Origin of the sequence: Rhizorhabdus phycosphaerae, assembly GCF_011044255.1 — a bacterium.
Lineage (GTDB): Bacteria > Pseudomonadota > Alphaproteobacteria > Sphingomonadales > Sphingomonadaceae > Rhizorhabdus > Rhizorhabdus phycosphaerae.
Genome location: NZ_CP049107.1, coordinates 3,835,453 through 3,851,857, shown reverse-complemented (window position 1 = coordinate 3,851,857; position 16,405 = coordinate 3,835,453). Strand labels below are relative to the sequence as shown.

Annotated in this window: 18 protein-coding genes and 1 tRNA gene; 9 read left to right on the top strand and 10 right to left on the bottom strand. The window is 65.3% G+C overall.

The features are described from left to right. The first annotated feature begins 15 nt into the window (after nucleotides 1–15). Nucleotides 16–990 (top strand): DUF6607 family protein, encoded by a 975-nt coding sequence (locus G6P88_RS17850; RefSeq protein ID WP_165325281.1) that lies wholly within the window; start codon nucleotides 16–18, stop codon nucleotides 988–990. Between the two features lie 160 nt (nucleotides 991–1,150). On the opposite strand, the gene G6P88_RS17845 is transcribed toward G6P88_RS17850, so the two are convergent. Further along, nucleotides 1,151–1,227: transfer RNA gene (locus G6P88_RS17845), tRNA-Pro, on the bottom strand. 134 nt (nucleotides 1,228–1,361) lie between these two features. On the opposite strand from G6P88_RS17845, the gene yajC reads away from it, so the two are divergent. From yajC to G6P88_RS17825, 4 genes are read left to right on the top strand one after another with little or no spacing between them, the layout of a single operon-like run. After that, the gene (gene yajC / locus G6P88_RS17840) at nucleotides 1,362–1,700 is read left to right on the top strand and encodes a preprotein translocase subunit YajC (RefSeq protein ID WP_165324389.1); all 339 of its coding nucleotides are present in this window, start codon (nucleotides 1,362–1,364) and stop codon (nucleotides 1,698–1,700) included. Between the two features lie 7 nt (nucleotides 1,701–1,707). Continuing rightward, nucleotides 1,708–3,309 carry a protein translocase subunit SecD gene (secD, locus tag G6P88_RS17835; RefSeq protein ID WP_165324388.1) on the top strand — a complete coding sequence of 534 codons (1,602 nt, stop codon included), beginning with the start codon at nucleotides 1,708–1,710 and terminating at the stop codon, nucleotides 3,307–3,309. A gap of 13 nt (nucleotides 3,310–3,322) precedes the next feature. Further along, the gene (gene secF, locus G6P88_RS17830) at nucleotides 3,323–4,279 is read left to right on the top strand and encodes a protein translocase subunit SecF (RefSeq protein WP_165324387.1); all 957 of its coding nucleotides are present in this window, start codon (nucleotides 3,323–3,325) and stop codon (nucleotides 4,277–4,279) included. Nucleotides 4,280–4,289: 10 nt separating this feature from the next. Beyond that, entirely contained in the window at nucleotides 4,290–4,667 is a 378-nt protein-coding gene (locus G6P88_RS17825) for an MTH938/NDUFAF3 family protein (protein ID WP_165324386.1), read from the top strand. Between the two features lie 4 nt (nucleotides 4,668–4,671). Here the strand turns inward: G6P88_RS17825 and G6P88_RS17820 are convergent, their stop codons facing one another. Next, nucleotides 4,672–5,847: a glycosyltransferase gene (locus G6P88_RS17820; RefSeq protein ID WP_165324385.1), complete on the bottom strand. Its 1,176-nt coding sequence runs from the start codon at nucleotides 5,845–5,847 to the stop codon at nucleotides 4,672–4,674. Nucleotides 5,848–5,938: 91 nt separating this feature from the next. Between G6P88_RS17820 and G6P88_RS17815 the strand changes: the two genes are divergently transcribed. The 4 genes from G6P88_RS17815 (at nucleotide 5,939) to G6P88_RS17800 (ending at nucleotide 8,459) form a co-directional block, all read left to right on the top strand. After that, nucleotides 5,939–6,721, top strand: coding sequence for an outer membrane protein assembly factor BamD (locus tag G6P88_RS17815; RefSeq protein ID WP_165324384.1), 783 nt, complete (start codon nucleotides 5,939–5,941; stop codon nucleotides 6,719–6,721). Nucleotides 6,722–6,859: 138 nt separating this feature from the next. Continuing rightward, a complete protein-coding gene (fliM, locus tag G6P88_RS17810; RefSeq protein ID WP_165324383.1) occupies nucleotides 6,860–7,858 on the top strand; it encodes a flagellar motor switch protein FliM in 999 nt (332 codons plus the stop codon). Further along, nucleotides 7,855–8,178: a flagellar motor switch protein FliN gene (gene fliN / locus G6P88_RS17805; RefSeq protein WP_165324382.1), complete on the top strand. Its 324-nt coding sequence runs from the start codon at nucleotides 7,855–7,857 to the stop codon at nucleotides 8,176–8,178. The genes fliM and fliN overlap by 4 nt, the downstream gene beginning before the upstream one ends. Further along, a complete protein-coding gene (locus G6P88_RS17800; protein WP_165324381.1) occupies nucleotides 8,175–8,459 on the top strand; it encodes a flagellar biosynthetic protein FliO in 285 nt (94 codons plus the stop codon). Before fliN ends, G6P88_RS17800 begins: the two co-directional genes overlap by 4 nt. A 68-nt stretch (nucleotides 8,460–8,527) precedes the next feature. On the opposite strand, the gene G6P88_RS17795 is transcribed toward G6P88_RS17800, so the two are convergent. From G6P88_RS17795 to G6P88_RS17760, 8 genes are all read right to left on the bottom strand, one after another. Further along, nucleotides 8,528–9,184, bottom strand: coding sequence for a hypothetical protein (locus tag G6P88_RS17795; protein ID WP_206335813.1), 657 nt, complete (start codon nucleotides 9,182–9,184; stop codon nucleotides 8,528–8,530). Between the two features lie 236 nt (nucleotides 9,185–9,420). Next, the gene (gene dxs, locus G6P88_RS17790; RefSeq protein ID WP_165324379.1) at nucleotides 9,421–11,340 is read right to left on the bottom strand and encodes a 1-deoxy-D-xylulose-5-phosphate synthase; all 1,920 of its coding nucleotides are present in this window, start codon (nucleotides 11,338–11,340) and stop codon (nucleotides 9,421–9,423) included. A 77-nt stretch (nucleotides 11,341–11,417) separates the two neighbouring features. After that, nucleotides 11,418–11,894, bottom strand: a complete 477-nt coding sequence (locus G6P88_RS17785; RefSeq protein ID WP_165324378.1) for a Fur family transcriptional regulator — start codon at nucleotides 11,892–11,894, stop codon at nucleotides 11,418–11,420. 30 nt (nucleotides 11,895–11,924) lie between these two features. Continuing rightward, entirely contained in the window at nucleotides 11,925–12,308 is a 384-nt protein-coding gene (locus G6P88_RS17780; RefSeq protein WP_165324377.1) for a MerC domain-containing protein, read from the bottom strand. A 66-nt stretch (nucleotides 12,309–12,374) separates the two neighbouring features. Continuing rightward, nucleotides 12,375–13,991, bottom strand: a complete 1,617-nt coding sequence (locus tag G6P88_RS17775) for a long-chain-fatty-acid--CoA ligase (RefSeq protein ID WP_206335812.1) — start codon at nucleotides 13,989–13,991, stop codon at nucleotides 12,375–12,377. A gap of 110 nt (nucleotides 13,992–14,101) precedes the next feature. After that, nucleotides 14,102–14,644 (bottom strand): molybdenum cofactor guanylyltransferase, encoded by a 543-nt coding sequence (gene mobA, locus G6P88_RS17770; RefSeq protein WP_165324376.1) that lies wholly within the window; start codon nucleotides 14,642–14,644, stop codon nucleotides 14,102–14,104. Then, nucleotides 14,641–15,426, bottom strand: a complete 786-nt coding sequence (gene fdhD, locus G6P88_RS17765; protein ID WP_165324375.1) for a formate dehydrogenase accessory sulfurtransferase FdhD — start codon at nucleotides 15,424–15,426, stop codon at nucleotides 14,641–14,643. Before fdhD ends, mobA begins: the two co-directional genes overlap by 4 nt. Nucleotides 15,427–15,565: 139 nt before the next feature. Further along, complete coding sequence (locus G6P88_RS17760) at nucleotides 15,566–16,084, bottom strand: hypothetical protein (RefSeq protein WP_165324374.1); 519 nt, start codon at nucleotides 16,082–16,084, stop codon at nucleotides 15,566–15,568. Between the last annotated feature and the right edge of the window lie 321 nt (nucleotides 16,085–16,405).

Sequence of the window (16,405 nt, the reverse complement as noted above, 5' to 3'; positions counted from 1 at the left end):
AAAGGGACAATGACGATGCACCACCTCAAGCGCGCCCTCTGTGCCGGCCTGATTGCCGCCGCATGGGCACTGAGCCCCGCCCTCGCGCATCCCCCGATTGCCGCCACAACGGCAGCAGCGAGCTTCGAACGCGATCGGGCGGACATCCTGGCCATGGCCGGCAATTACAAGGTCCGCTTCGACATGCAGGAATCGACGCGATGGGACCCCACCTACACACCGCTCGATCGGAAGATCTCCGGCGGCTACGAATCGGTCCGCGTGATCGAGGACAGCGGCCGCAAGATCGTGCTCCAGCATCTCCTAGTGGTCAGCCACGAAGGCAAGGACATGGTGATCAAGCATTGGCGACAGGATTGGGAATATGAGCCCGCCCGCGTGCTGGTCTATTCCGATCGCAACCGCTGGACCTGGGAGGACGTCCCGGCCGCAATGCGAACCGGGCGCTGGTCACAGACGGTGTGGCAGGTCGACGACAGCCCGCGTTACGGCGGCTGGGGCCAGTTCGAGACCCAGGGCGGCATCCGCCGCTGGCGGTCGAACTGGACGTGGCGCCCGCTCGCTCGACGCGATGCCGTGCGCAAACCCGTCTATGACCGCTATCTTTCGATCAACCGCCACCAGAACGGGCCGGAGGGGTGGATCCACTGGCAGGACAATATCAAGATGGGGACGAAGAACGGCGAACTGGCGCCGATCGTCCAGGAATATGTGCTGAACAGCTATGTCCGCTCCAGCGACTACAACGTCAAGGCGGCCGACGATTACTGGAAGGCCACTGCTGCCTATTGGGCCGGCGTCCGCTCCATATGGGCGAGAATAGCGGAGCAGAAGAACGGCATCGCCATTCAGGAGGAAGCCGAAACGGGCACGGTGATCAGCGGTCGGCTGATGCAGCTCGCCAACGATATCCACATGGGCGGCACCAGCACGGACAAGGCGCTCGGCGAGGCCCGGAAACTGATCGCGGAGAATACCCAGCCACTCTGACGATCCGACACGCCGTCGGAAGGCACCGGTCCGCTTCCTCCGCGAGGAGAGGCGCGGCCGGTGCCCGGCTGTCGATCGGCCGCGATCTGGATTGCCCCGGCCTGTTAGGCCGTGGGGAGTGCTGGAGCCCCTGGGGGAGGCTTTCGTTCCAGCTTTTAAGTGGTCGGGGCGACAGGATTCGAACCTGCGACCCCCAGACCCCCAGTCTGATGCGCTACCAGGCTGCGCTACGCCCCGACCAAGGCTGCGCGCTTTAGGAGGGTCGAAGCGTCTTGGCAAGCGCCCGGTTGCCACTTCCATGCGGAACGTGATAGGCGCGCGCCACTTCGAGGCCATTTTTCGGCCAATTCTCTTTCCGGGATGCCAGACACATGTTCGCTTCTCCCGCCTATGCCCAGGCCGCCGGTGCGGCACCTGCCGGTGGCGTCGCTTCCTTCCTCAGCTTCGCGCCGCTGATCTTCATCTTCGTGATCTTCTATTTCCTCCTGATCCGCCCGCAGCAGAAGCGGATGAAGGAGCATCGCGCGATGATCGACGCGGTGAAGAAGAACGACATGATTGTCACGGGCGGTGGTATTGTCGGCAAGGTCACCCGGGTCGACGAGGGCGAGGTCGAGGCCGAAATCGCCCCGAACGTCCGCATCAAGCTGATCAAGGGCACCATCGCCGAAGTCCGTCCGGCCGGTGCCGGCAAGCCCGCCAACGATTGATCCCATCATGCTCGATTTCCCGCGCTGGAAAATCTGGTCGATCTGCCTCGCCCTCGCGATCGGCGTATTGATCTCCATCCCGACGTTCATTCCCGAATCGGTCGCACAGCGCTGGGGCATCGGCAGCATGCCGCGCGTGAACCTTGGTCTCGACCTGTCGGGTGGCAGCCACCTGATGCTCGAGGCCGACACCACCGATCTCGCGAAGCAGAACCTGATCCGCATGGAAGAGATGGTTCGCACCGAGATGCGACGGGCCGACCCGCCCATCGCGATCGGCGACATTTCCACCACAGGCGGACGCCTGTCCTTCTTCGTGCGCGACGGATCGCGCGTCGACGCGGCAGTCGAGCGCCTGCGGACGCTGACCCAGCCTTCGGGCATGACCGGCCAGCGCGACTGGAATGTCCAGGTGGTCGATTCGACCCGCGTGGTATTGACCCCGACCGAAGCCGGTCTGGCCCAGGCGACCGACGCGGCGATGCAGGTCGCGACCGAGGTCGTGCGCAAGCGTATCGACGAAATGGGCACGCGCGAACCGACCATCATCCGCCAGGGCGCCGAACGCATCGTCGTTCAGGTCCCCGGCCTGCAGGATCCCGCGGCGCTCAAGGCGCTGCTCGGCAAGACCGCCAAGCTCGAGTTCAAGCTGGTCGACCTGACCGCCAATCCGCAGGATGTCGCCCAGGGCCGCGCGCCGGTGGGCAGCGAAATCATTCCCTACCCCGACAATCCCTCGGGCGTGCCGCTCATCGCGGTCAAGCGCCGCGCGATGCTGACCGGCGACGAACTGATCAACGCGCAGCTCAGCTACAATCAGCAGACCAACGAACCGGTCGTCTCGATCACCTTCAACAGCGAGGGCGGTCGCAAATTCGCGCGCGTCACGCAGGAGAATGTGAACAAGCCCTTCGCGATGGTCCTCGACGGCAAGGTCTTGTCGGCGCCGAACATCAACGAGCCGATCCTGGGTGGTCAGGCGCAGATTTCGGGTCGCTTCACGACCGACAGCGCCAACCAGCTCGCCATCGCCCTGCGCTCGGGCAAGCTGCCCGTCGCGCTGAAGGTGGTCGAGGAACGCACCGTCGGCCCGGACCTCGGCGCCGATTCGATTCGTGCAGGCACCCTCGCCAGCGCGATCGCCGCCATCGCGGTCGTCATCTTCATGTTCGTGAGCTATGGCCGCTTCGGCCTCTATGCCGACCTTGCCGTGGTCATAAACATCTTCGTGATTCTCGGCGTGATGGCGCTGCTCAATGCGACGCTCACCCTGCCGGGCATCGCAGGCTTCGTCCTGACCATCGGCACGGCGGTGGACGCCAACGTGCTGATCAACGAACGCGTGCGTGAGGAAATCCGCCGCGGCCGGTCACCGACCCAGGCGGTTGAACATGGCTATAAGGAAGCCAGCCGGACGATCTTCGAGGCGAACGTCACCCACGCCATTGCCGGCATCATCATGTTCATTCTCGGGTCCGGCCAGGTGAAGGGCTTCGCGGTCGTGCTGCTGATCGGCATCGCCACCTCGGTCTTCACCGCCGTCGTCTTCACCCGTATGCTGGTGTCGCAATGGCTGCGTCGCACGCGCCCCGCGTCCCTCCATATCTGATCGGAACAGTGCCATGCGCCTGCTGAAACTGGTTCCCGACAATACCAATATCGGATTTGTCCGGCTCCGCGTCGTCGCCTTCATCATCACCGCCCTGCTTACCGTCGCCGCCATCGGCGCGACGGCAACGCGCGGCCTCAACATGGGCGTCGATTTCGTCGGCGGCCTGATGATCGAAGCCAAATTCGCCACCCCGCCGTCGCTCGACGCCGTCCGCAGCAACATCGACGCCCTTGGCGTCGGCACGAGCTCGCTGCAGCAGTTCGGCGATCCGGGCACGATCTCGATCCGCCTGCCGGTGCCCGACAGCAACGACCCCGGCGCGACCAACGCGGTCGTCAACAAGGTCGATGCCTCGCTCAAGAAGCAGTTTCCGGGCGTCGTCTTCACCCGCACGGACACCGTGTCGGGCAAGGTCTCGGGCGAACTGATCCAGAACGGCGTGCTCGCCGTCGTGCTCGCCGTGCTCGGCATCGCCGTCTTTTCCTGGCTGCGCTACGAATGGCAGTTCGGCGTCTCGACCTTCGTCGCGATCGTCCACGACGTGCTGATGACGCTGGGCTTCTTCGCGGTGACCCAGCTCGAGTTCGACCTCAACATCGTCGCGGCGGTGCTCACGATCGTCGGCTATTCGATCAACGACAAGATGGTCATCGACGACCGTATCCGCGAAAATATGCGCAAGTTCCGGCAGATGGACATGAAGGCGCTGATCGACCTGTCGGTCAACGAGACGCTGCCGCGCACCGTGATGACCTCAGTCACCGTTTTCCTCGCGCTCGGCGCGCTGCTGCTGTTCGGCGGCCATGTGCTGCGTGGCTTCGCGGCCGCGATGCTGCTGGGCGTCGTCGTCGGCACCTATTCGTCGATCTACGTCTCCTCCTCGCTGCTGATCAGCCTCGGCCTCCAGCCGCTGCGCATCGCCAAGCCGGAGGCCGGCCGCCCCGAAGCCGAGCGCGTCGGCCCCTGAGGCGCGGGCGATGGTGACCTTCGATCGCGAGGAAGCGCCGGGAGGGCCGACGATACGCGGCTTTTCCGGCACCGCCTTCCGCGTGCAGGACCGGATCGTGCCCGGCGGACTGTGGCTGACACCGGACAATGCGCTCGACTGGTCGCCGCCGGCCATCGCCGACCTGCGAGCTTCGCATGTCGCGGAACTGATCGATACCAACCCGCCCCCGGAATTCCTGCTGCTCGGAACGGGACCGTCGATCGTCCGCCCGAGCCCAGCCTTCGTCGCCGAGATCGAGGCTCGCGGTTTCGGGATCGAGGTCATGGACAGCCGCACGGCCGCGCGCGCCTGGAACGTGCTGCGCGGCGAGGATCGCTGGATCGTCGCGGCGCTGATGCCACTCTGAACGCTTAGCGGCGCGTGGAAGCCAGCGCCGAGAGATGATCGAACAGCGCCGCGCTGTTCCTTTCCCATGTGAACCCCACCGCCGTCGCCCTGACCACGGCCTGATCGGGCTTCTGCGCCAGCACCTCGGCAATGCCGGCGGCAAAGGCCTCGGGCGACCGATCGACGATCCGTCCCGCTTCCGGCCGGCCCACCACGTCCCGCGCCCCGCCGACATCGGTGATGACGATTGGCGTCCCGCAGGAGAGCGCCTCGACCCAGACATTGGCGAGGCCCTCCGATGCCGACGGGAGCGCCATGACGTCCGCCGCGGCCAGCAGTGCTGGCAGATCCGCATGCGGCACGGCACCCAGCAGCCTGACGCGTCCCCGTAGCCCGGCGTCGCCGATCTGGCGCTCCAGCGCGTCGGACTCCGGCCCCCAGCCCGCGATCAGCAAGCTGGCCTCGGGCAGCGATCGCATCGCCTCGATCAGGATTCGGTGCCCCTTCAACGGAATCAGGTTGCCGACGCTCACCACCAGCGGTCCCTCGACGCCCAGGGAAGCCTTCGCGACTTCGCGGGGCATCGGTGCGAAGACGCTCTGGTCGACTCCCGTGTGGTGAACGCGAATCCGCTCGCCCGGCAGGCCGAGCGCGATCATGTCGTCGCGCAGCGCGGCCGAGACGGCGAGCATGCCATCTGCCGTCTGCCCGGCGCGGACGATCTGGGCACGACAGCCCTTCTGCCGGCTCCAGAAATGGATGTCGCTGCCCCGCGCCTTGATCGACACGGGAACACCGAATCGCCGCCCGAGCGCCACTGCGGCAGGGCCGTCGGGGTAGAAAAACTCGGCATCGATCACATCGAAGGCGAAGTCGCGCCGGATCCGGGCGAGCAGCGGGGCGACCGTCCGGCCCATGCTCCAGGGATTGATGCGCCCGCCCACGCCCGGAATGGTGGGAAAACGGGGTCGATGAACTTCGATCCCCCCGCGGATCTCGCGCGCGGGCAAGTCGAGCAGCGGGCGATAGGCGGACATCCGGCGTCCGAGCCCTAAAGGTGGCACCGCGAATGGCGCAACGACCTTCACCTCGACATCCGCCCGCGACGCCAGCGCCAGCGTCTGGCGTTCGACGAAGCCGCCGAAGCCCGGACGCGCGTCGCTGGGGTACAGGCTGGACAGGGTGAGGACACGCAACATCGCCCCTTCTTAGCGTCTCGGCGCGACGTTGCAGCCCTCCTTTGTCGCGGCCATTGCGGCGGCTGCGATTGCCCCCTAAAGAAGCCAGCCTATGCTGCGTAAAGTCCTCCGTCCGATCGCGCTGCTGGCAGCCGCCGCCTCCCTCATTCCGTTGGCCGGCTGCGCCACCGGCAAGAATAAAGGCGACACCAAATATGTCGCCCGCGATGTGGACACGCTCTACAACGCGGCGAAGGAAAGGCTCGACCGGCACCAGTACAAGCTGGCCGCGGCCCTGTTCGACGAAGTCGAGCGCCAGCATCCTTATTCGGTCTGGGCGCGCCGTGCGCAACTGATGAGCGCCTTCTCCTATTATCTGGCGAAGCAGTACACGCCGGCGATCGCCTCGGCGCAGCGCTTCATTTCGATCCATCCCGGCAATCGCGATGCGCCTTATGCGCTCTACCTGATCTCGATGGCCTATTATGAGCAGATCCAGGACGTCACGCGCGACCAGAAGCTGACCCAGCAGGCCCTCGACGCTCTGAACGAACTCATCCGCCGCTATCCCGACTCGCGCTATGCCGCCGACGCCCGGGTGAAGGTCGACCTCGTGAAGGATCACCTGGCCGGCAAGGAAATGGAAATCGGCCGCTTCTACCAGCGGCGCGGTGACTGGCTCGCTTCTGTCATCCGCTTCCGCAGTGTCGTCGATCAATATGACACGACCAGCCATGCGCCCGAGGCGCTGATGCGGCTCACCGAAAGCTATATGCAGCTTGGCGTGCCGGCAGAGGCGGAGCGGACGGCTGCCGTGCTCGGCGCCAATTATCCGGGCAGCAAATGGTACGAGCATGCCTATAAGCTCGTCCGGAAGACCGCCAGTCAGGGCTGACGACGCCCTTTTGCCGAGGGTTTGGTGCCCTCGGCGGACACCCGTAGTCGCTGCATCATCATTTCGTTAACCACCTCTCCCGTATGACGAATCCGCCGGATTTCTCCGGTTTCGAACGTTCGGGATTTCGCTGATTCGATGACTCGCGCAGCATCCAGTCTTTCCGGTGACGAGGTCGCCGCGCTGATGGACGAGCTCAGCGACATCTCCTTCGACCAGAAGGATGGCGCCCCCGCGCCCAAGGTCAGCCAGATGCGCGAGATCGAGCCGTACAAGCTCGGCCAGCGCAAGGACCGGCCGGCGGCCCATCTCCTGCATCTCGAACGGATGAACGAGCGGATCGCACGCCGCCTGCGCGACGTGATCGAGCCGATCGCGCAGACGCGCAGCCGCGTCGAAGCCAATGCCCTGGAAACGCGTCGCTTCGACGAATGGCAACGCAACCAGGCCGACTATATGAGCCTGACCCTGTTCCGCATCCGCCCCGGAAAGGGGATGATGATGATGGTGATGGAGCCCGGCTTCGTAACCAACATGGTCGACGCCTTCTATGGCGGCACCGGCAGCGGGCTCGCCACCAAGTCGGTCGAGTTCACCCCCTCCGAGCAGCGCCTGCTCAAGCGGATCGTCTCAGGCATCGTCGATGTGCTGACGAAGAGCTGGAGCGAGACCTATCCGCTCGAGTTCGAGCATTCGACTCACGAGACCAACGCCGCCTTCGTCAACATGGTGCGCTCGGACGAGGCGGTCGTGGTGCAGAGCTTCACGATCAAGACCGGACTGGCGAAATCGACCCGGGTGGAAATCCTCTACCCGTTGTCGATGCTGCAACCGATCGAAGACGAGATCGCCGCCCGCGCCCAGGCCGGCCCTGCAGCCGACGACGGAGAGTGGCAGGGCAAGCTGTTCTCCGCGCTGGAGAATGTGTCTCTGCCGGTTCGCTCGGTCCTTGCCCGCCCCGAAATCACGGTCGCCCAGCTGCTCGCGCTGAAGCCCGGCGACGTCATTCCCATCAACCTGTCGCAGACGGTCCCTCTGCTGGTCGGCAACCGGCGATTCGCCGAAGGCACGATCGGCGAGCAGGATGGCCGCGCCGCGATGATGATCGAGACCATCAACAAGGAATCCCTGAGATGAGCGATATGTCCGATGTTCCCGTCGTTCCGGGGAGCGCCGAGCTGTCGATGCCGGCCAATCTGCGCCTGTTGTCGGACATTCCCCTGCGCCTGTCGGTCGAGGTCGGCAGCACCTCGCTGCGTCTGGCCGAACTGATGGAGCTCAACGCGGGCAGCGTCGTCGAACTCGACCGCCAGGCGAACGAGCTTCTCGACATCATGGTCAACGGCACCCTCGTCGCGAAGGGCGAGGTAGTGACAGTGAACGGAAAGTTCGGGATAAGGGTCGTCGATGTTGTCGCCGCCGACGCGCGGCTCACGGGAATCGAACGCCGACAATGATGACGGATTACCTGTTGCGGTTGCTGCTGCTCGTTCCCTTGGTGGGCGGGCTGGCTTATGGTTCGCTGTGGCTGTGGAGGAAGCTCCAGCCCGGCATGGCGATCGGCAACAGGGAGCGGATCCTCAAGGTCGTCGACGCGATCCCGATGGGCGCGACCGGTCGGCTTGCGGTGGTCGAATTCGGCAACCGCCACATTCTCGTCGCGGTATCGCGCGGCCGCATCGAGAAGATCGCCGAAGCGCCGGCCGATGGGGCCTTCGTTCTTCCGGACGATATTTAGACGGTGGGCTGATGAATGGCTGCTTTAGGCAGATGGCTTAAGCAGCGGACTTGGGATGGGAAGCTTTCTTAGCCGTCGACGCAGTAGAGCGCCCCGGTCCCGTCGTGATCTTCTATTCCGACGGTAACGCCCATAACCCCTTCATCTCTATATTCGCTATCCGTAAGCGGGATGCGGAAGCCGGCCCTGTTGGCGGCATTACGCACGGCCTCAACGGGAGCATCGAAGAGAAGAAACAAGCCTCCCTCACTCTCAACCCATTGGACAACAAGCAGAGACCTTAGAGGGAGCCCTTGCCAAGTTCCTTTGAGCGGCACTGTTACAAGATACCTATTCCCCTCGACCGCAAGGCTTGGGTTCTGCACCTGCTTCCGAAAGGCACGGGGGACTGGCGGGATCGTCAGCGTTCCTTTGTAGCTTTCGCCATCGGCCTCCCATCGCAATAGGCCGCGTAGGAGTGCATCGAGATCTTTGCCGGGATTGCAGTAGTAGGGATCGTCGAAGCTTATGAACTTATCAAGTGGCTCATTCGCCAATGAACCAGCGGAAGCAACGAGAACGGAAAGCGTCACGATAGTCCGAAGGAAATAAACCACCAGATTACCACATGAAGCGAAAGCGGCATTCGATAACGCTCGCCAAAAAACCGGAAGATGGCATGCGCCACGAACCTCAGGATTACGGCAACGCCAATCATTAAAGGCGCCTTCCGATAGTGACTGCACTTCCCAGCCCCATCCCAAAACCAACCGATGGTCTAACATCGCAACCAGTCACATCAGTTAACGCACGAGGCAGAATATTCCGGCAATTGCGTCGAAGCTCTGCTTCTTCTCCTCTACAAACGCTCTCGTGTTCATCCCGTCAAGGCGGACAACTGATCGTCGATGAGCAATGTCTAGCAGCGGATTTTAACCGACAGTCCGCTCTCCCTGCTAAGACGCTTACCGCCCGCCCCCAATCAGGCGCTTTCTTCCAGCCCCTTGGCGTTGCGATGGAGCGCCGCCAACACCGTCGCGACGATCGAATCCGCATCCAACCCCGCTTCGGCATATTGCCGCTCGGGCTTGTCATGGTCCTGGAAGATGTCGGGCAGGCGCATGGTGCGCAGCTTCAGTCCGGCATCGATCAGGCCCATGTCCGAGGCCAGCGTCAGGATATGGGCACCGAAGCCGCCGATCGCGCCTTCCTCGATCGTGATCGCCACCTCATGGGTGGTGAGCAGCCGCTGGACGAGTGCTTCATCGAGCGGCTTGGCGAAGCGCAGGTCGGCGACCGTCGTCGACAGGCCGAGAGCTTCGAGCTGGTCGGCGGCGGTGATCGCATCCGCCAGGCGCGTGCCGAGCGACAGGATCGCCACCTTCTTGCCCTCGCGGACGATCCGGCCCTTGCCGATCTCCAGCCGCTCGGGAACGGCCGGCATGTCGACACCGGTGCCGTTGCCACGCGGATAGCGCAGCGCGATCGGGCCGCTGTCGTGCAGCGCGGCGGTGTGGACCATGTGGACCAATTCGGCTTCGTCGGCCGCCGCCATCACCACCATGTTCGGAAGGGTCGCCAGATAGGTGATGTCGAAGCTGCCGGCATGAGTCGCGCCATCGGCGCCGACGAGGCCCGCCCGGTCGATCGCGAAGCGCACCGGCAGATTCTGGATCGCGACGTCATGGACGATCTGATCATAGGCACGCTGCAGGAAGGTCGAATAGATCGCGCAAAAGGGCCGGAAGCCCTGCGCGGCGAGGCCGGCGGCGAAGGTCACCGCATGCTGCTCGGCGATCCCGACGTCGAAGATGCGGTCGGGGAAGGCCTTGGCGAACTTGTCGAGTCCGGTGCCCGAAGGCATTGCCGCCGTGATCGCGCAGATCCGGTCGTCGCGTTTGGCCTCCGCGACCAGCGCATCGGCGAAGACGCCCGTATAGCTGGGCGGACCCGGGGGCGCCTTGTCCTGCACGCCAGACACCACGTCGAACTTCTGCACGCCGTGATATTTGTCGGCCGCCGCCTCGGCGGGCCCATAGCCCTTGCCCTTCTTGGTCACGACATGGATCAGAATCGGACCGTGATCGCTGTCGCGGACATTTTCCAGGATCGGCAGCAGATGGTCGAGATTGTGGCCGTCGACCGGCCCGACATAATAAAAGCCGAGTTCCTCGAACAGCGTACCGCCGGTCGCCATGCCGCGCGCATATTCCTCGGACCGCTTGGCGAACTCGTGGATCGGGCGCGGCAGGCGCTGCGCCAGCCGCTTGGCGAACTCGCGCATCGACAGGAAGGGGCGCGAGGACACGATCTTGGCGAGATAGGCCGACAGCGCACCGACCGGGGGCGCGATCGACATGTCGTTGTCGTTGAGGATGACGATCAGCCGGTTGCCCGCCTGCCGGGCGTTGTTCATCGCCTCATAGGCCATGCCGGCGGACATGGCGCCGTCGCCGATCACCGCGATCGCTCGGCCCGGCTTACCCGCCAGCTTGTTCGCGACGGCGAAACCGAGTGCGGCGGAGATCGACGTGGAGCTATGTGCAGCGCCGAACGGATCATATTCGCTCTCGCTGCGCTTGGTGAAGCCGGAGAGGCCCCCGCCCTGGCGCAACGTCCGGATCCGGTCGCGCCGGCCGGTCAGAATCTTGTGCGGATAGGCCTGATGGCCGACGTCCCAGATCAGGACATCATTGGGCGTGTCGAAGACATAGTGGAGCGCCACGGTGAGCTCGACCACGCCGAGCCCCGCACCAAGATGACCTCCGGTCACCGAAACGGCGGAGATCATCTCTTCGCGCAATTCGTCGGCGACCTGCCGCAGATCGGCATGCTTGAGCCGGCGAAGGTCGGAGGGCGACGAGACGGTGTCGAGAAGCGGTGTTACAGGCCGATCGTTCATCCGCCTTGCCTTAGACCGATTATGCCGGGGTGCCTAGCCATAGTGTCCAAAGGGACGGACAGTTGGGAGGCAGAAGTTTAGGCGACGTCGCCTTCGGAACAGGTCGCACAGCTGCCGCGCACCTCGATAACCGGGCGAAGCCGCGTGAAACCGGCTTTCTCTGCAGCCTGCCGCACAGCGCCGGTCAGTCCGTCATCGTCGACATGACTTGCCTGCCCGCAGCTGTCGCAAACGAGAAAGATGCAGTCATGTTCGCAATCGGGATGGGTGTTGGCGATATAGGCGTTGGCGCTCTCGACTCGACGGGCGAGGTTCGCCGCCACGAACACGTCGAGGATCCGGTAAACGCTGTTGGCGGCAACCCGGCGGCCTGTCACCTTGGACACCGCTTCGGCGAGATCATAGGCGGACGCCGGCTTGGCTGAGCTGCTCAGCGCCGCGAAGATTTGCGCGCGCATCGGGGTCCACTGCTCGCCTGCGCGCTCGAAAGCCCGCTGCGCCGCCTCGGCCAGCGATTCGCCTTCATGATGCTCGTGATGATGCGCCGCTCCCATGCGACGGCATGTAAGCCGCGACGCCCGTCGCTACAAGTCTCGGGGTGCGGCCTTGCGGTTCAGGAGATGCGCGATCGCCACGCAGCTGACGCCGGCCATGGTGAAGCCGGCCTCCCACAGGCCGTGGGGCACACTGAGCGCCGCTGCCATCTGCGCGATGCCGAGCGTGCCCAGCAGCATCGGGCCACGCCGACGATGCTGCATGAAACCCCGCCCCAAACCGATGATCGCCAGGACCATGGCCAGGACCAGGCCCACCTCGTGAATGGCGGGGTGAAGCAAAGCTCCGCCCGCAGCCGCGAGCATCGTCACCAGGATGACGCTGGCCGCGCAGTGCACGAAACAGATCGCCGACAGGCCGATGGCCAGCCGGTCGAACAGGTCGCGGCTCGGATTGGCGTGATTCAACAGCATACCTCTGCGGCGGCCATGCCATGTCTGACCGCTCGTTACAACATATCATGTCCTAAAGGGTTGCTTTCAATCCCCCGTGCCGAGCTTTCCTTCGGCGAAGAGGCGCCGCAAGGCGACCTTGTCGAGCTTGCCCGTGGCGGTGTGGGGCAGAGATTCGACGAAGATGATCCGCTCGGGGAGCCACCATTTCGCGACGCGGCTCTCCAGAAAGGCGCGCAGATCTGCGGCATCGAGGCTGCTGCCCGATTTCCGAACGGCGGCCACGAGCGGCCGTTCGCCCCATTTTTCGTCGGCGATGCCGATCGCCGCAGCCTCGACCACCTCCTCATGGCCCGACGCCTGATTCTCCAGCTCGACCGAGGAAATCCATTCGCCGCCGGACTTGATCACGTCCTTGGTCCGGTCGGTAATCTGCATATAGCCATAGCCGTCGATCGTCGCGAGATCGCCGGTGTCGAACCAGCCCTCGGCATCGAGCACGTCGCCCCCCGCCCGCTTGAAATAATCGCGCACGACCGAGCAGCCCCGGACCATCAGCCGCCCGGCGGAGCGGCCGTCGCGCGGCAGTTCGCGGCCCTCCTCATCGACGGTACGCATCGCGACGCCGTAGAAGCCGGCGCCCTGCTTGAGCTTCATCGCGCGCCGTTCCTCGACGCTCAGCCTCTCCATACCAGGCTTGGTCATGCCGAACGATCCGATCGGGCTCATCTCGGTCATGCCCCAGGCATGCACCACCTCGATCCCGAACTCCGCCTCGAACGCCTCGATCATCCAGGCCGGGCAGGCCGCTCCGCCGACGACGACCCGCTCTAGCGCCGAAGGCTTCCGCCCCCGTTTCCGCAGCTCGTCGATCAGCCCGATCCATACCGTCGGCACGCCGGCGGTGCAGGTCACGCCCTCCTCCTCGAGCAGGTCGCACAGGCTGGCACCGTCGAGCCTCGGCCCCGGCATGACCAGCTTCGCCCCCGTCATCGGCGCGGAAAAGGCGATCGACCAGGCATTGGCGTGGAACATCGGCACGACCGGCAGGACGCAGCTCGTCGCACGAAAGCCGAGAACGTCCGCTCCATGCGCCGTAAGCGAATGAAGCACGTTAGACCGGTGCGTGTAGATGACCCCCTTTGGCGCACCCGTCGTGCCCGACGTGTAGCAAAGCCCCACCGGCGTCGTCTCCGGCACCTCGACCCAGCGAAAGGCCGGATCCTCGCCCGCGATGAGATCCTCGTAACACAGGGCATCGAGCGACGTTTCGGGCATGTGCGCCGCGTCGGTCATCAGGACCACCGCGCGGCCCCGAAGGCAGCGGTCGCGCAGGCGTTCGAGCTGCGGCACGAAGCTGAGATCGGCGAACAGCATCCGGTCGTCGGCGTCGTTCACGATCCAGGCGATCTGGTCGTCCGACAGACGCGGGTTGATCGTGTGGTATATCGCACCGACGCCTGCGATACCGTACCACAGCTCAAGATGCCGATGCGTGTTCCAGGCGAACGTCGCCACGCGGTCGCCCAGATCGACGCCGAATCGCGCAAGGGCGGCTGCCACCCGCCGCGCCCTTTGCGCGATAGAGGCATAGTCGGTGCGATGGATCGGCCCTTCGACCAGCCGGCTGACGACCTCGCGGCTGCCATGCTCGCGTTCGGCATGGTCGATGATCGACGAAACCAGCAGGGGCCAGTACTGCATGCCACCTTCCACCAACTCTGCTCATCCTCTCGCTGCGGGCGATCCGCGTCGCCCTGGGCATAGGTTCGACAATCATGGAGAAGGTCGCAAGTTACAAAAGGTGGATGACGTCAGGCCTCACCGGCCCCGAGCGCCTGCAGGTCGGCCGGGCGGTTGACGTTGGGCAGTTCATCCCAGGCCAGGGGTCGAGCCCCCACGCCGTCCGCCCATAGGCGCACCGCATGTTTGCGATCCTCGGCCAGAAAATGATCGAGTTCCGCCGACAGCGAGACCGGCCAGCGACCGATGACGGGCAGCGCCTCCAGATAGGCCGCCCCCTCTGCGGCAATAAGGGTTGCGACAAGGCGGTCGGGCAGCACGGGCGTGTCGCATCCCACGCTGATCACCGCATCATATCCCTGCTCGCGGGCGTGGTGCAGCGCCGCACAGAGCCCACCCAACGGCCCCATATGCGGACCCGGTCGGTCCGCGAGGTGGACGTCGCCGATGCCCCCGCCTGCCCGACCGCAGATTGCCACCGCGTCGACCCAGGGGCGCAGGGCCTCCACAACATGGTCGATCAGGGGCCTGCCACGCCAGAGCGCGACGGCCTTGTCCGTCCCGAAGCGCCGGGAGAGGCCACCGGCAAGGATCGCGCCGAGCAGCCGGCTCATCGGGCGAGGAGCAGCGCGTCGCTGCGCGCAAGGACGACCAGCCGCAGCCCTGCCTCCCGCGCCCGATCGACAGCGAGGCCGGTCGGCGCGGACAGGGTGACCAGGGTCGGGCACCCCGCCAGAACCGCCTTCTCCACCATCTCGAACGAGCAGCGCGACGTCACCAGCGCGAAGCCGCCATTCCAGGCCAGCGCGCTCCGCGCCATCGCCCCGACGAGCTTGTCCAGCGCATTATGCCGGCCCACATCCTCCCGCACGAGCCGGATTGCTCCGCCGGCATCGCAGAGTGCCGCCGCGTGGACGCCGCCCGTGGCCCGATTCAACGGCTGGTGATCGGCGAGCGCAGCCAGCGCCGCGAAGATCGATGCGTTCGCCGGTGCCGGTGCCTCGTCGACCCGAGGCAGCGGTCGCAGCGCCTGTTCGAGATTCTCGATCCCGCACAGGCCGCAGGACGATTCGGCCACGCGGTGGCGCACCCGATCGGCGACGCGCGGCACGCATTCGTCTGCCAGGACGACGCGCAGGATGATGCCGCGGTCGACGACGTGGCACCCGGTCTCGACGATCTGCTCCGGTCGGTCCACCAGCCGCTCGGCGAGACTGAACCCGACCGCGAGATCGTCGAGGTCGGCCGGAGTCGCCATCAGCACGGCATAGCCCAGCCCCTGATATTCGATCGCGATGGGCGTTTCCTGCGCGATCGGGCGCTCGACATCCTCGGCATCGCCCATGCAGGCAATACGCGTGAAGCCCTGCTGGGCGATCGGAGAGATGCTGGTCATGCTCGGCGCCTCGTCCGGCAGGATGGCCGACGGGCGTCGCTGCCTTCCGCCTGCGTTGGCAGCGAAAGGAGGATTTGGGAAGAGGCCGGCCGATAGCCGATGAGCCGGTGTCGCGGCGCTTTGCGGGCTCCGCCCCAGCTCAGCGGTGCAAAGCAGGTCCGGCGGCGACGGCCCGGGCGGCGGGGGCGCTACCGAACGCCACCGGCTGAACGCCAATTACGCGGTCGAGCTTCACGACCGAATAGTCGGCTTCCTCGTCGTCGCGCTGGCCGCCCCGCCAGGGGGCATGGATGCGGCGGATGCGGGCGAGGTCGCGGACGCTGCCATCGGCATTCTCGCGCTGGAAGAAGCAGCTGCGCGGATCGAGCCCCGACTCCCCGGCCAGCGCCAGGCTGCCTTCGGTGACGACGGTGTCGGACCCGCCGACCACCCAGCCGATCATGTCGACGATCACATCGGTGGAGCCCGGCGCCACGCACAGAAGACGCCCTGCCCCGTCCGCCTCGGCCGCAACCGGACGGATCGGTCGCTCCGCCGTGATCACCGGCCGGTAAACGGGGACCATCGCCTGGGCGCCGACGGCAAACAGGCCGGTCGCCAGGACGAAAGCGGCGGCAGATCCCCATGTCGGGCGCTGGAGCTGAGACGTGCGAGCCATGGCGTTCCCATCCTCATTGCGGTGACCCCGTCGATCGACCGGGCCGGCAGTGATTTTCTCCGCAAGCTTTACGCGCCAAGGCTGGACGATCGCCTAAGAAACAGGGTTTACGAAAGATTGACGACGCCCGGCGCGCCGCTGCCAGCCTCCGGCGAGCAGCGCGAAAGACATGTGTCGCCCGTCACTGCGTCACCGTCCATTCGCGCAGATTATGCATTGGCGGGTCGGCCGAATGCAGACTTTTCTGGACAAGTGCCGGAACTGGGCTGCAAACCGCAGCGGAAAGCGCGGTCCGCTTCGGGCATGGCGTCGACAGGCGGG

Coding starts and splice junctions, on each gene's coding strand:
- G6P88_RS17850 (WP_165325281.1), top strand. CDS start 16: ATGCACCACCTCAAGCGCGCCCTCTGTGCCGGCCTGATTGCCGCCGCA.
- yajC (WP_165324389.1), top strand. CDS start 1,362: ATGTTCGCTTCTCCCGCCTATGCCCAGGCCGCCGGTGCGGCACCTGCC.
- secD (WP_165324388.1), top strand. CDS start 1,708: ATGCTCGATTTCCCGCGCTGGAAAATCTGGTCGATCTGCCTCGCCCTC.
- secF (WP_165324387.1), top strand. CDS start 3,323: ATGCGCCTGCTGAAACTGGTTCCCGACAATACCAATATCGGATTTGTC.
- G6P88_RS17825 (WP_165324386.1), top strand. CDS start 4,290: ATGGTGACCTTCGATCGCGAGGAAGCGCCGGGAGGGCCGACGATACGC.
- G6P88_RS17820 (WP_165324385.1), bottom strand. CDS start 5,847: ATGTTGCGTGTCCTCACCCTGTCCAGCCTGTACCCCAGCGACGCGCGT.
- G6P88_RS17815 (WP_165324384.1), top strand. CDS start 5,939: ATGCTGCGTAAAGTCCTCCGTCCGATCGCGCTGCTGGCAGCCGCCGCC.
- fliM (WP_165324383.1), top strand. CDS start 6,860: ATGACTCGCGCAGCATCCAGTCTTTCCGGTGACGAGGTCGCCGCGCTG.
- fliN (WP_165324382.1), top strand. CDS start 7,855: ATGAGCGATATGTCCGATGTTCCCGTCGTTCCGGGGAGCGCCGAGCTG.
- G6P88_RS17800 (WP_165324381.1), top strand. CDS start 8,175: ATGATGACGGATTACCTGTTGCGGTTGCTGCTGCTCGTTCCCTTGGTG.
- dxs (WP_165324379.1), bottom strand. CDS start 11,340: ATGAACGATCGGCCTGTAACACCGCTTCTCGACACCGTCTCGTCGCCC.
- G6P88_RS17785 (WP_165324378.1), bottom strand. CDS start 11,894: ATGGGAGCGGCGCATCATCACGAGCATCATGAAGGCGAATCGCTGGCC.
- G6P88_RS17780 (WP_165324377.1), bottom strand. CDS start 12,308: ATGCTGTTGAATCACGCCAATCCGAGCCGCGACCTGTTCGACCGGCTG.
- G6P88_RS17775 (WP_206335812.1), bottom strand. CDS start 13,991: ATGCAGTACTGGCCCCTGCTGGTTTCGTCGATCATCGACCATGCCGAA.
- mobA (WP_165324376.1), bottom strand. CDS start 14,644: ATGAGCCGGCTGCTCGGCGCGATCCTTGCCGGTGGCCTCTCCCGGCGC.
- fdhD (WP_165324375.1), bottom strand. CDS start 15,426: ATGACCAGCATCTCTCCGATCGCCCAGCAGGGCTTCACGCGTATTGCC.
- G6P88_RS17760 (WP_165324374.1), bottom strand. CDS start 16,084: ATGGCTCGCACGTCTCAGCTCCAGCGCCCGACATGGGGATCTGCCGCC.